Annotated in this window: 13 protein-coding genes and 1 tRNA gene; 7 read left to right on the plus strand and 7 right to left on the minus strand. The window is 32.8% G+C overall.

What is annotated here, in order from left to right:
* Window positions 1–134: 134 nt before the first annotated feature.
* The 7 genes from pyrH (at window position 135) to ABD941_RS09830 (ending at window position 8,923) form a co-directional block, all read left to right on the plus strand.
* Window positions 135–842, plus strand: coding sequence for a UMP kinase (gene pyrH, locus ABD941_RS09800; protein ID WP_345273953.1), 708 nt, complete (start codon window positions 135–137; stop codon window positions 840–842).
* Between the two features lie 56 nt (window positions 843–898).
* The gene (gene frr, locus ABD941_RS09805; protein ID WP_345273954.1) at window positions 899–1,456 is read left to right on the plus strand and encodes a ribosome recycling factor; all 558 of its coding nucleotides are present in this window, start codon (window positions 899–901) and stop codon (window positions 1,454–1,456) included.
* Window positions 1,457–1,520: 64 nt separating this feature from the next.
* The gene (locus tag ABD941_RS09810) at window positions 1,521–2,798 is read left to right on the plus strand and encodes a hypothetical protein (protein ID WP_345273955.1); all 1,278 of its coding nucleotides are present in this window, start codon (window positions 1,521–1,523) and stop codon (window positions 2,796–2,798) included.
* A 47-nt stretch (window positions 2,799–2,845) separates the two neighbouring features.
* Window positions 2,846–5,251 (plus strand): efflux RND transporter permease subunit, encoded by a 2,406-nt coding sequence (locus ABD941_RS09815; RefSeq protein ID WP_345273956.1) that lies wholly within the window; start codon window positions 2,846–2,848, stop codon window positions 5,249–5,251.
* 86 nt (window positions 5,252–5,337) lie between these two features.
* Window positions 5,338–6,771, plus strand: coding sequence for an asparagine--tRNA ligase (gene asnS, locus ABD941_RS09820; RefSeq protein WP_345273957.1), 1,434 nt, complete (start codon window positions 5,338–5,340; stop codon window positions 6,769–6,771).
* 92 nt (window positions 6,772–6,863) lie between these two features.
* A complete protein-coding gene (gene rpoN, locus ABD941_RS09825; protein WP_345273958.1) occupies window positions 6,864–8,318 on the plus strand; it encodes an RNA polymerase factor sigma-54 in 1,455 nt (484 codons plus the stop codon).
* Window positions 8,318–8,923 carry a hypothetical protein gene (locus tag ABD941_RS09830; protein WP_345273959.1) on the plus strand — a complete coding sequence of 202 codons (606 nt, stop codon included), beginning with the start codon at window positions 8,318–8,320 and terminating at the stop codon, window positions 8,921–8,923. The genes rpoN and ABD941_RS09830 overlap by 1 nt, the downstream gene beginning before the upstream one ends.
* 142 nt (window positions 8,924–9,065) lie before the next feature.
* Here the strand turns inward: ABD941_RS09830 and ABD941_RS09835 are convergent, their stop codons facing one another.
* The 7 genes from ABD941_RS09835 to ABD941_RS09865 form a co-directional block, all read right to left on the minus strand.
* Window positions 9,066–9,755 (minus strand): porin family protein, encoded by a 690-nt coding sequence (locus ABD941_RS09835; protein WP_345273960.1) that lies wholly within the window; start codon window positions 9,753–9,755, stop codon window positions 9,066–9,068.
* Between the two features lie 80 nt (window positions 9,756–9,835).
* Window positions 9,836–10,312, minus strand: a complete 477-nt coding sequence (locus ABD941_RS09840; protein ID WP_345273961.1) for an ExbD/TolR family protein — start codon at window positions 10,310–10,312, stop codon at window positions 9,836–9,838.
* Window positions 10,313–10,328: 16 nt separating this feature from the next.
* Window positions 10,329–10,919, minus strand: coding sequence for an ExbD/TolR family protein (locus tag ABD941_RS09845; RefSeq protein WP_345273962.1), 591 nt, complete (start codon window positions 10,917–10,919; stop codon window positions 10,329–10,331).
* 3 nt (window positions 10,920–10,922) lie between these two features.
* Window positions 10,923–11,354, minus strand: coding sequence for a hypothetical protein (locus tag ABD941_RS09850; RefSeq protein WP_345273963.1), 432 nt, complete (start codon window positions 11,352–11,354; stop codon window positions 10,923–10,925).
* A 19-nt stretch (window positions 11,355–11,373) separates the two neighbouring features.
* Entirely contained in the window at window positions 11,374–12,147 is a 774-nt protein-coding gene (locus ABD941_RS09855; RefSeq protein ID WP_345273964.1) for a MotA/TolQ/ExbB proton channel family protein, read from the minus strand.
* A gap of 74 nt (window positions 12,148–12,221) precedes the next feature.
* Window positions 12,222–12,309, minus strand: a tRNA-Ser gene (locus ABD941_RS09860).
* Window positions 12,310–12,384: 75 nt separating this feature from the next.
* Window positions 12,385–13,416, minus strand: coding sequence for an asparaginase (locus tag ABD941_RS09865; RefSeq protein ID WP_345273965.1), 1,032 nt, complete (start codon window positions 13,414–13,416; stop codon window positions 12,385–12,387).
* Window positions 13,417–13,418: the final 2 nt, after the last annotated feature.

Genomic DNA, 13,418 nt, shown 5'->3' on the forward strand with positions numbered 1-13,418 from the left:
CAGGAATCTCAATAATAATCCAAAACCACTATTCTATTTTAAAGAGTAGTGGTTTTTTTATTCAAAAAACCCGATTTAACAAATTAAGATATTGAACTTGTTTATATTTGCATAACTTCAGTATAAAGAAACACATGAAATACAAAAGAATACTCCTTAAACTATCAGGTGAAGCCTTAATGGGAAATCGTCAATATGGTATTGATCCAGAACGATTGGCCGAATATGCACAAGACATAAAAACTATTACCAATAAAGGTGTAGAAGTTGCTATAGTTATTGGTGGCGGCAATATTTTTAGGGGCGTTGCAGGTGCCAGCAAAGGCATGGATCGTGTACAAGGCGATCATATGGGTATGCTTGCAACGGTTATTAATGGTTTAGCATTACAAGGCGCTTTAGAAGATGCAGAAATCCCTACTCGATTGCAAACAGCTATCAAGATAAATGAAGTTGCAGAACCTTTTATTAGAAGAAAAGCCATGCGCCATTTAGAAAAAGGCCGTGTGGTAATTTTTGGTGGTGGTACAGGAAATCCTTATTTTACTACAGATTCAGCTGCCGTATTACGTGCTATCGAAATTGAAGCCGATGTTATTTTAAAAGGAACTCGAGTTGATGGTATTTATAATGTAGATCCAGAAAAAGATGATAAAGCCATTAAATTCAACACGATAAGCTTTGATGACGTATTAAGAAAAGGATTAAAAGTCATGGATACCACAGCATTTACACTTAGTCAGGAAAACGAATTGCCTATAATTGTTTTTGATATGAATAAAAAAGGGAATTTACTTAAAGTTGTTTCTGGCGAAAATATTGGTACTGAGGTTAATATTTAATAGTTGGCGTAATTTTTGAATACACATATATAAGTTTGACCTAAAAGTTTAAAACAATGAACGAAGACATACAATTTATATTAGATAGCACTAAAGAAGCTATGGAGAATGCTATGAAGCATTTAGAAAAGCAATTAGTAAACATTAGAGCTGGTAAAGCAAGCCCTTCTATGCTTGGCAGCGTTATGGTAGACTACTATGGATCGCAAACACCATTAAGTCAAGTAGCAAACGTAAACACACCAGACGGCAGAACCATTACGGTACAACCCTGGGAAAAAAGCATGCTTCAAGAAATTGAACGTGGTATTGCCTATGCAAACCTTGGTTTTAACCCTATGAATAATGGTGATACTATTATTATTAACGTACCGCCTTTAACCGAAGAACGCAGACGAGATTTGGCTAAACAGGCCAAAGTTGAGGCTGAAGATGCTAAAGTTAGCATTAGAACAGCACGTAAAGATGCTAACAATGAGATTAAAAAAAATGATGACATCTCTGAAGACCTTAAAAAAAATGCTGAAATAGACGTGCAACAAATGACAGATACCTTCGTTAAAAAGGTGGATGATGTTTTCGATAGTAAAGAAAAAGAAATCATGACCGTATAATAAAAAACATTACATATTAAAAGCGACTAAGGTGTCGCTTTTTTTTATCCTATTTATTGCACTAATGTTGACACGCTTTTTTTCTTTATTTCTCTTTATTTTGTTTGCATTTTCATTACATGCTCAAAACCCAACAGAAAAAGATGCTGAATCAAAACAAGATTCAATAAAAAGAAAAGAATTTTTAAAACAATTAGGCAACGGTTTCTTTCCAACAAAATATTTTAATTCAGATTTACGGTATTTAATAAAATATAATCAATACGAAGGTGTTCGCACAGGTTTAGGTGCCGTTACAAATGATGCTTTTTCAAAAAAATATCGCCTAAACTCTTATGTGGTTTATGGATTTAGGGACGGACGCTTTAAATATAGTATTGGCGGTGGCTTTAGAGTAGCAAAAAAAACAAATACTTGGATAAACGTATCTTATACTGATGATTTACAAGAAACGGGAAGTACGAAATTTCTAACGGACAAAAGATTTTTTCAGTTTTTTGAGCCTCGTTTATTAAACATCGATTTGTTTCATAAGCATGTTACAAAAGCCATAGCCATAGAACATCAATTATTGCCTGAATTACTAACCGAAACCGAACTGGCCGTTAGCAATATTGACCCGACATATAGCTATGGTTATGTTTTAGACAACAACGCGGTAATACATTCTTTTCATTTGAGCACCGCAAAAGTAGCTCTACAATGGAGCCCTTTTAGCCAGTTTAAATCAACAAAAAATGGATTAACAGAAACCAAAGCAGGTTATCCAAAATTCACACTTCAATACACCAAAAGTTTTAATGATGTTTTTAAAAGTGAGTTTAGTTTTTCAAAACTGGATTTTAGAACCATTTATAAAATCGGAAATGAAAAAGATAAGTTTTCAGAAATCACTTTGGTTTCTGGAATAGCAAATGGCAACACCCCATTAACGCATATGTACCATGCCTATCCAAACAACATTACAAAAGAAACTGTTATGCAACGCTTTTCGGTAGCTGGGTTAAACAGTTTTGAAACCATGTACTTCAATGAATTTTTTTCCGATAAGTTTGCCACATTTCAATTTAAACACTTTGTAAAACCTTTTAATATTTCCCAACGCTATAAACCTCAACTTGTTTTAATTTCACGTTATGCCATTGGTGATATGAAAAACCCCGAAAAGCACCAAAACATAACTTTTGGTTCATTAAAAAATGGGTATACAGAGTCTGGTTTTGAAATCAACAAACTACTATTTGGCTTTGGTTTAAGCTTTACATATAGATATGGAGCCTATCATTTATCTCAATTTACAGATAATTTTGCATTTAAATTTACATTTAACGTCTCATTATGAGGTAGTATACTGGTTTTTTCTAACTTTGCGCATCTTTTAATCAAGACATGTTTAAACTATTTAGTACAGACTTTTGGGATGTTATAGCAAGATTAATTTTACGTAATAAAATTATTATTCTTCTAGGTATTATAATAGCTACTTTTTTCTTTAGTCAAAAATGGGAAAACATGCGTTTTACCTATACAGAAGCTAATTTATTGCCAGATGATCATAAGGTAAATATAGTTTACAATACTTTTTTAAAGACTTTTGGTGAAGAAGGCAATCTTATCATACTTGGTGTAAAAGACAGCACCTTATTTACAGTAGAAAAATTAAATGCTTGGAATGCACTTTCAGACAATTTTAAGCAAAATGAAGCGGTCGAAACCGTTATATCTATAAAAGATCTTCAAAAGCTAGTAAAAGACACCCAAAATGAAAAATTCGACTTAGAACCTTTTATAAAAGATTCTATTGTGTCTGTTGACCAAATTGAAACACTTCAAAACGAGCTTTTCAAAAAATACCCATTTTACGATAATTTCTTATTTAATAAAGAAACAAAAACAATCCGAACGGCTATTTACATGAACAAAGCCATTGTAAATACTTCGGCAAGAAAAGATTTTGTTATTGATGTATTAATACCAGAGATTGAAGCCTTTGAGGATAAACACGATATAGATGTCCGAGTTTCAGGCATGCCCTATATCCGGACTTTAAATTCAACCAATATAGTTGATGAAATTAGTTTATTTATTGGCGCGGCATTACTGGTAACTTCCATTATTTTCTTCCTCTTTTTTAGATCATTCAGAGCCACTTTTATTTCTCTTGTTGTGGTATGCATTGGTGTTATGTGGACCTTGGGAATTATTGGGTTATTAAACTACGAAATCACCGTTTTAACAGCACTTATTCCGCCACTCATTATTGTTATTGGAATTCCAAACTGTATTTTCTTAATTAACAAATACCAACACGAAGTAAAATTACATGGGAATAAAGTAAAATCATTGCAAAGGGTTATCACAAAAATTGGTAATGCCACCTTAATGACCAATGTTACTACCGCCTCTGGTTTTGCAACTTTTATCCTAACAGAAAGTAAACTTTTAAAAGAATTTGGTATTGTAGCCTCATTAAGCATCTTAGCCATTTTCATATTATGCTTACTAATCATTCCTATTATTTATACCTTTTTACCGTTTCCAAAAGAGCGTCATTTAGAGCACTTAAATAAACGTTGGATTGGTGGCTTTGTAAACTGGATGGAACGCATGGTAAGACAAAAACGGATTGCTATTTACATCACATCAGTCATTCTTTTAACGGTAAGCATTATAGGTATTTATCAGATAAAAATATCTGGAAGCCTGATTGAAGATATGCCTCAAGACTCAGGCTTTGTGAATGACATTCGGTTTTTTGAAGATGAATTCAATGGTATCATGCCATTAGAAATCATGATTGATACCAAACGAAAAAAAGGGGTCATGAAACTGTCTACGCTTAAACGTATGGACGCACTGGAAGATTTAATTATAGAAACACCAGAATTATCTAAACCCATTTCGGTAGTTGGTTTGGTAAAATACTCAAAACAAGCCTATTATAATGGTAATACTAAGTATTATCAACTACCAACATCACAGGAAAATAGTTTTATTTTATCGTACGCTAAAAACTCATCGTCAAATGTAGATCTACTCAAAAACTTTGTAGATAGCACAGGGCAATATGCACGTATAACGACCTTTATGAAAGATATAGGTACCGATAAAATGGAACGCATTGAGGAAAATCTTCAAACTAAAATTGATAAAGTATTTCCTAAAGAAAAATATGATGTTACCATGACAGGTAAAGCCTTGGTTTTTCAAAAAGGAACCAAATATTTGGTCAAAAACTTAGCCATTTCATTATCACTTGCTATATTTTTAATAGCCCTATTTATGGCTTATATGTTCAGGTCTACACGAATGATTATTGTATCGCTAATTCCAAACTTATTACCATTATTAATTACTGCGGGTTTAATGGGGTATTTAGGCGTTCCTATAAAACCATCAACTATATTGGTGTTTAGTATCGCCTTTGGTATTTCAGTGGATGACACCATTCACTTTTTAGCAAAATATAGACAAGAATTACAGGCTAACCACTGGAAAATTAAAGTCTCTGTATATGGTGCATTACGCGAAACAGGAGTTAGTATGTTCTATACCTCTATTGTTTTGTTTTTTGGTTTTTCTGTATTTACCATTTCCAGTTTTGGGGGCACCGTTGCTTTAGGTGCTTTAGTATCGGCTACGTTATTATTTGCCATGCTGTCTAACTTACTACTATTACCATCGTTACTACTGTCTTTAGAGCGTAGTATTGCCAACAAGCAAGTGCTTAGAAAACCTTCAATTAATATTATTCCTGAGGAAGACGAAACCGAGGAATCAAATTCCAATATTTAAAAAATGTTAAATTCCAAAATATTGGAATTTAGAAATTGAATTTTGATATTTGAAAATTTTATATTTACATTATAAATTTATTATAGATGCAATCACTTACCGTTTCAGAATTATTATCGCAAAATATTGTTATCCCAGAAGTAGAAATTAAAGGCTGGGTAAGAACCTTTAGAGCCAATCGTTTTATTGCTATAAATGATGGTTCAACTATTAATAACATACAATGTGTTGTTGATTTTGAAAACTTTGACGAAGCACTTTTAAAACGAATAACAACTGGAGCAGCTATACATATAAAAGGCGAATTGGTAGAAAGCCAAGGTAAAGGTCAAAAGGTTGAAATACAAGTACAAGAGCTTATTGTTTTAGGTGATTCTGACCCTGAAACTTTCCCGATTCAACCTAAAAAACATTCCTTCGAGTTTTTAAGAGAGCATGCTCATTTACGAACACGCACAACAACTTTTAGTGCCATAATGCGATTACGTTCAGCATTATCATTCGCCATTCATAAATATTTTAATGATAATGGGTTTTACTACATGCATACGCCTATTATAACAGGAAGCGATGCTGAAGGTGCTGGCGAAATGTTTAAAGTAACGAATCTTGATACTAAAAACCCACCTTTAAATGAAGAAGGAAACGTCGATTACTCTAAAGATTTTTTTGGAAAAGAAACTAATTTAACGGTTTCTGGACAGTTAGAAGCTGAAACTTACGCTATGTCTTTAGGAAAAGTGTATACTTTTGGTCCTACATTTAGAGCCGAAAACTCGAATACATCACGCCATTTGGCAGAATTTTGGATGATTGAACCCGAAGTTGCTTTTATGGATTTACCGGGCAATATGGATTTAGCTGAAGACTTTATGAAATCCGTTATAAAATATGTACTTGATAATAATAGAGAAGATTTAGAGTTTTTAGATAAACGGTTAAAGGATGAGGAAAAGACAAAACCTCAAGCTGAACGAAGTGATATGTCTTTAATTGAAAAGTTGAATTTTGTAACAGACAATCATTTTAAACGGGTTAGTTATACCGAGGCTATTGATATTTTGCGCAATTGCAAACCCAACAAGAAAAAGAAATTCAAATATCTAATTAATGAATGGGGTACAGACTTGCAAAGTGAGCATGAACGTTTTCTTGTTGAAAAACACTTTAAATGTCCTGTTATTTTATTTGATTATCCAGCTAATATAAAAGCCTTTTACATGCGTTTAAATGACGATGGTAAAACGGTTCGTGCTATGGATATTTTATTCCCTGGTATTGGCGAAATTATTGGTGGTGCGCAACGTGAAGAGCGTTTAGATGTTTTAAAAGAAAGAATGGCGGCCATTAACATTCCTGAAGAAGAACTATGGTGGTATTTAGATTTACGTAAATTTGGTACTGCTATCCACTCTGGTTTTGGACTAGGTTTTGAACGATTAGTTATGTTTGCAACCGGTATGAGCAACATTAGAGATGTTATTCCTTTTCCAAGAACACCACAAAATGCCGAATTTTAGTAAAAAAATTAAAAAAACAGGACTCTTGGTACGACTTTGGTATACTAATTCCTTTTTTTATCTTTGAGTAGCAAGCAACCTTAAATCGAAATATGCTTAAACAATATCTACAATTCAAATTATCACAAAAACTGTCGCCACAGCAAATTCAATTAATGAAATTGATACAGCTTCCTACACAAGCTTTTGAACAGCGTTTAAAGCAAGAGTTAGAAGAAAATCCAGCACTGGAAGGCGGCAAAGAAGAACATGATTTAGATTCTGATTTTGATAATTCTAATGATGATTTTGATGATAGCGAGTCTATAGGAAATGATGAAATTAATGTTGATGAGTATTTGAGTGATGATGAAATCCCAGATTACCGCACACAAGCTAATAACTACAGTAGTGATGATGAAGAAAAAACCATGCCTTATGCCGCAGGAACATCGTTTACACAACATTTAATAAATCAATTAAATACCTATAGGTTATCTGATGATGAACGGAGTATTGCTGAATTCTTAGTTGGTAGTGTTGATGAGAGCGGATACATTCGTAGAGAGTTAAGCGATATTATGGATGATTTGGCGTTCACGCAAAATGTTTATACCACTGAAGAACACATTCAAAACGTTTTAAACATTGTACATCAATTAGACCCTGCAGGGGTTGGGGCGCGACATTTACAAGAATGCCTCAGCATTCAATTACACCGAAAAAACAAAACTTCAGCTACCGAATTAGCCATTGATATTATTGATAATGCTTTTGATCAATTTACCAAAAAGCATTACAAAAAACTACTTCAAAAATTTGATGTTTCTGAAATACAGCTAAAAGATGCCATTCATGAAGTTGAGCGTTTAAATCCAAAACCTGGAGGTTCTTATGCTGGAAACAATAGAATTGTTGAGCATGTAGTTCCAGATTTTGCCATTAAAATTGTTGATGGCGAATTAGAATTAACCCTTAACGGAAGGAACGCACCAGAACTCCATGTGTCTAGAGAGTACAATAACATGCTTAAAGGCTATAAAGATGCTAAAGACAAATCAAAATCACAGAAAGATGCGGTTATCTTTATCAAACAAAAACTAGATGCAGCCAAGTGGTTTATAGAAGCCATTAAGCAACGCCAGCAAACCTTGTTTGTAACCATGAGTGCTATTATGCATTACCAAAGTGAGTATTTTTTAACAGGTGATGAGCGTAATTTAAAACCCATGATTCTTAAAGATATTGCAGATGAAATTTCCATGGACGTTTCTACGGTATCCAGAGTAGCAAATAGCAAATATGTCGATACCCCTTACGGTACTAAATTGATAAAAGAATTCTTTTCAGAATCGATGAAAAATGACCAAGGAGAAGATGTTTCCACTAGAGAAATAAAGAAAATCCTAGAAACTGTTATCGAAGAAGAAAACAAAAAAAAGCCTTTAACCGATGAAACATTAGCTGGTATTTTAAAAGAAAAAGGTTACCCAATTGCCAGACGTACAGTAGCTAAATATAGAGAGCAATTGGATATTCCTGTAGCTAGATTACGTAAAAAGATATAATGGATAAACTATTAAAAAGTTTCTCGTTTATTTTTCATCCGTTATTAATGCCCCTTTTTGGCGTTGTTTTTTACTTTTCAAAATCGCCAAGATATATAGGTACGGACGTTATTCAGGCAAAATTAGTATCGCTGTTTATACTCACAGTTTTACTACCTATTCTACTTTATTTTTTATTAAAAACTCTAGGCAAGGTTCAATCTATAAACCTTAACTCCGCTAAAGAACGAATTTACCCATTATCACTAAACTGTATTGTTATCTTATTGGTATTAAAACGTATAATAACACCCACTCACAGTCTTGAACTTTATTTTTTCTTTGTTGGTATACTTATTTCTAACTTATCATGTTTAGTGCTTGCCATTCTAAAATTTAAAGCCAGTATACACATGATAGCAGTTTCTGGAGTATTTATGTTTTTTGTAGCATTAAGCATTCATTATAGTATAAACATAAATGGTACGCTTGCTTTAATGGCCATTATAATTGGTGCTGTAGCAACTTCTAGACTGCATTTAAAAGCCCACACCAATAAAGAGCTTGTTATGGGTTTTTTTGTTGGGCAAATTCCACAATTGATATTAGTGAGTTATTGGTTGTAGTAACTTGATTTACCTATATCTTTTTTCTTTTTTTCTCTCAATTTTAGTGGGTATACCTTAGGTGCCATTCAGAAGGAGTCCTGATAGCTATCGGGACTAGATTTAAGTTAAAAATCAATCCTTATTTATGCCAAAACTTACACTATAGCATATAAAACATTAATCCAATCTTAATAGCATTCATATCTATATCTGCTCCATTAAGTTGAGCGTCTTTAGAAAAAATAGGATTTAGGGCATAATAAAAATAAATATTCCACGTATTATAACCAGCACTTAAGGTTAAGCCATACTGAAAACTGTTAAAATCATCATTTTTATTGTATTTAAAACGTCCTAAGTCACCATTATACTTCGAGCCTTGTGCTAACACATAGCCAAATTTAAACCCTGTATAAATACGCCAAAAACTATAATCTGTAGGTGTTGATGTTCTCCATCTAAATTCAATCGGAACTTCAATTAAATAATTAGAAAATTTATTTTTAGTATAGGTGTTGCTATCTTCTAGAATACTGTAAGTAAACTTACCCATATTATCTTTGTTTACTAATAGGTTTTGATTAAATGAATTTGCAGAAAATCCCAGACCAATACCAACAGCCACATTCCTTGATTTATTAATAGGCATATCTTTTATAAAACCTATTTGAAAACCTAATGAAAATCCGCTTTGACTCAATTTTTCAGGCATCATACCTAGTAAGTTATAAGTTACTCCTGCATAAAATTGGTCTTCTTTATAAAGAGAGTCTATGTCTTTGCTTACTTTATTTTCTTGTGCAAAGACACAAGTCATTGCAAATAAAAAAAATATAAAAGCATATTTCATTACTAAAGTATTAAAGCTATTAAAAACCAAAAGGCGCTTTGATATATCAAAACGCCTCTTTATAAAATTAAGAATTTAAATTAATCTCTTCCAAAAACACTACCTTTTTTGGTCGTATAGTTTATTTTAAGCGCATTGACTTTACGCAATTCTTGTTTAATATCACCAATTAGGCCCATATTAGCATCACTGTCTACTTTTAGTGCAGTTGTTAAAAATGGAATTAATTCTTCTCGTTTTGATGCGCGCTCTGCGGCTATAAAAGAAGCAATTTCTTTTACATCTGCAAATTTATCATTTAACTGTATTTTTGCTTCTGTACCGTATTGCTTATAATTTGCACTTGGTTTACCGGCATATATGTACATAACCAAATCCTTTTTATCAAGTTTTTCCACTTGATCTGCAAATGGCAAGTTATTCTCAATCATTAAGGTGTTTTGCCTCATAACTGTGGCTACCATAAAAAAGAATAACAACATAAATACAATATCAGGTAAGGATGCCGTATTAACCGCTGGCATATCACCACTTTTTTTCTTTTTAAATTTAGACATATTTATGAATGTTAAATTATTTTTGTACTTCAGAAAGCTTTTGAGGATACTCCGTTTTTATTTGATCTATCTTCTCTTTTAACTTCTCTTTATTTCCTGGCCAGTTTACATCTTTATAATTAGCTTCCATATCTGAAAAAGATTTGCCATATAAAGCTTGAGCTCTTGTATTTCTCAACTCATTATACGCAGCTACTAATTCATTTTGTACAGCAATATATGTTTTGTAAGATGTCTCTCTATCATTTGCTAAAGATATAATGGCTTTATCTGGATTATCTGATGATGTTGGGTCTTTCTGACCTCTACAGTAATCACAAGACTTATCGCCTCCATTATCTAAAAATGCAACGGCTGCTTGTCGTAAATCCTTAAGTTCCATCTGTTCATCTTCTACTAAAAGTTGATCATTTTTATTTAACAAAACGGTAAAGATGTTTTTTTGTTTAATAATTACATCTTCTTCCGACTCTTCCATAGGCGGAAGTTTACGGTTAATTCCCGAATCTGTCTCAATAGTAGTTGTTACTAAGAAAAATATAAGTAATAGGAACGCAATATCGGCCATGGAGCCTGCATTTACTTCTGGTGCTGCTCTTTTTGCCATAATTTATTTATTAAAGATTTTTTTTACTCCGCCTAATAACATAGAGCCTATGGCTAAAATAGCTAGTGCATAAAATGCATACAATCCTGCTCCTACGACTTTAGATGTTCCTTCATCAACATCTAAACCTTTATCTGTAAAAGGTTTTAAGTCTAGATCTGTTCCAGACGAAATTGCATAGGATAAAAACAATACTGCAACAAACGCTCCAACAGTAATTAAAGTCTTTTTAATATCTCCAGCAAATAGCCCTTTTAGAACAAATATCACAACCAATGCTAATACGATTCCAAGTACTGCATATGTAACATATAACATGTTACCACTCATACCCAGAGCTGTTTCATCGTCACCTGCCATAATAAGAAGTGCAAAAACAGCACCTAGCAAAGCAAGCACTAGTGCTACTATTTTTAAAATTTTATGTAAACCCATTTTTTTAGTTTTTAAATTATTACTTTTTATTTCTAATCAATAGATCCATTAACGTGATAGAAGCATCTTCCATATCGTTAACAATACTATCAATTTTAGCAATAATGTAATTGTAAAAAATTTGAAGAATAATAGCCACTACTAAACCAAATACAGTTGTTAAAAGTGCGACTTTAATACCACCTGCTACAAGTGATGGTTGCATATCTCCAGCAGCTTCAATTTTATCAAAGGCTTGAATCATACCAATTACCGTACCCATGAAACCAAGCATTGGTGCTAGAGCGATAAATAATGAAATCCAAGATACGTTTTTTTCTAACTGTCCCATTTGAACACCACCATAAGCTACTACAGCTTTCTCAGCAGCCTCAAGGCCTTCGTCTGTTCTATCTAAACCTTGATAATAAATAGAAGCAATTGGTCCTTTTGTATTTCTACAAACTTCTTTTGCAGCTTCAACACCGCCAGAAGATAGAGCATCTTCAACATCTTGTGTTAATTTTTTTGTGTTTGTTGTAGATAGGTTTAAAAAGATAATTCTTTCTATAGCAATTGCTAACCCTAGAATTAAACATAATAATACAATACCCATAAATCCAGCGCCACCTTCAATAAAACGCTTTTTCAATTCTTGATGAAATCCAAGAGGCTCGTCAGCTGGTGCTGCATCATCTTGTGTCATAGTTGCTACTGTTGTTACAGCTGTACTAGTGTTTGCAATTGTAGTTGCATTAGCAGTTCCGAATGCCATCATTCCTGTTATGGCAAGGATAGAAAATAATCTTTTCATGTTCTCGATCTTAATTTTATTAGTTAAAGTGTTAAAGATATAAAAAAAAAGCAATTAAAAAATAAAAATATGAGCAGAGAGGAAGGGATTCGAACCCTCGATACCCTTTTGAGGTATACACACTTTCCAGGCGTGCGCCTTCGACCACTCGGCCACCTCTCTTTATTTTAGTAACTTTTTTAATAGGGGCTCAAATAACAAAAAAAACTTTGAACGCTGAAATTTTATCAGTTAATTTTAAGTCATCTCCCCTCTTAAAGATGTTTGATAATTGGTTTTGAACTCTTTAGAAGACATATTTAGCCCTAGCATATACATTAATTTACTAATTGCAGATTCTGTAGTTAAATCTTTTCCTGAAATGACTCCTATTTTTTTCAACATACTACTCGTTTCATAATGCCCCATGATAACGCTTCCTCCTGAACACTGAGTAATATTTATAATGTAAATGCCTTTTAAAATCTTTTCTTTTAGCATATCAATAAACCAAGTTTCTGTAGTGCAGTTTCCTGCTCCAAACGTTTCAATAATGACCCCTTTTAAATTTGGTGTATTAAATATGTTTTGTAATAGTGTTTTTGTAATACCAGGAAACATCTTAATAAGTGCTATATTTTCATCTAACATTTTATGGACAACTAATTTTTTTCTTCCGTTTGGCTTAAATAAATATTCATTATTAATTTTCAAATACACACCAGATTCAGCTAAATCAGGATAATTTAAAGATGCAAAGGCTTGAAAATGCTCTGCATTTATTTTTGTCGTTCTATTAGCCCTATATAGTTTGTATTCAAAATACAAACAAACTTCTTTAATCGTAGGTTTCCCTTTATGCTGCAAAGAAGCCACTTGAATGGATGTTATTAAATTTTCTTTTGCATCGGTTCGTAAATCTCCAATAGGCAACTGGGACCCTGTAAAGACCACTGGCTTTGCTAAATTTTCTAACATAAAACTTAATGCTGAAGCTGTATAACTCATCGTGTCACTACCATGAAGCACAACAAAACCATCAAAGACTTGGTAATTATTTTCAATAATTTCAGCTATTTGAATCCAATATTTTGGATTCATATTACTCGAATCTATAGGATCTTTAAAAGACACTGTATCGATATTACAATCTAAAAGCTTTAATTCTGGAATACGAACAAGAAGGTTTTCAAAATCAAAGGATTTTAACGCTCCCGTATCCGCATCTTTTACCATACCAATAGTACCACCTGTATATATAAGTAATATGTTTGGCTTAGATTTAGTCATAC

This window comes from Flaviramulus aquimarinus (assembly GCF_039543205.1).
Classification (GTDB): Bacteria; Bacteroidota; Bacteroidia; order Flavobacteriales; family Flavobacteriaceae; genus Flaviramulus_B; species Flaviramulus_B aquimarinus.

Excerpts from the sequence above, each read along its gene's own strand:
- ABD941_RS09830 (WP_345273959.1), top strand. The coding sequence starts at position 8,318 with ATGGATAAACTATTAAAAAGTTTCTCGTTTATTTTTCATCCGTTATTA.
- frr (WP_345273954.1), top strand. The coding sequence starts at position 899 with ATGAACGAAGACATACAATTTATATTAGATAGCACTAAAGAAGCTATG.
- ABD941_RS09865 (WP_345273965.1), bottom strand. The coding sequence starts at position 13,416 with ATGACTAAATCTAAGCCAAACATATTACTTATATATACAGGTGGTACT.
- ABD941_RS09845 (WP_345273962.1), bottom strand. The coding sequence starts at position 10,919 with ATGGCAAAAAGAGCAGCACCAGAAGTAAATGCAGGCTCCATGGCCGAT.
- ABD941_RS09835 (WP_345273960.1), bottom strand. The coding sequence starts at position 9,755 with ATGAAATATGCTTTTATATTTTTTTTATTTGCAATGACTTGTGTCTTT.
- ABD941_RS09855 (WP_345273964.1), bottom strand. The coding sequence starts at position 12,147 with ATGAAAAGATTATTTTCTATCCTTGCCATAACAGGAATGATGGCATTC.
- rpoN (WP_345273958.1), top strand. The coding sequence starts at position 6,864 with ATGCTTAAACAATATCTACAATTCAAATTATCACAAAAACTGTCGCCA.
- ABD941_RS09810 (WP_345273955.1), top strand. The coding sequence starts at position 1,521 with ATGTTGACACGCTTTTTTTCTTTATTTCTCTTTATTTTGTTTGCATTT.
- pyrH (WP_345273953.1), top strand. The coding sequence starts at position 135 with ATGAAATACAAAAGAATACTCCTTAAACTATCAGGTGAAGCCTTAATG.
- asnS (WP_345273957.1), top strand. The coding sequence starts at position 5,338 with ATGCAATCACTTACCGTTTCAGAATTATTATCGCAAAATATTGTTATC.
- ABD941_RS09815 (WP_345273956.1), top strand. The coding sequence starts at position 2,846 with ATGTTTAAACTATTTAGTACAGACTTTTGGGATGTTATAGCAAGATTA.
- ABD941_RS09850 (WP_345273963.1), bottom strand. The coding sequence starts at position 11,354 with ATGGGTTTACATAAAATTTTAAAAATAGTAGCACTAGTGCTTGCTTTG.
- ABD941_RS09840 (WP_345273961.1), bottom strand. The coding sequence starts at position 10,312 with ATGTCTAAATTTAAAAAGAAAAAAAGTGGTGATATGCCAGCGGTTAAT.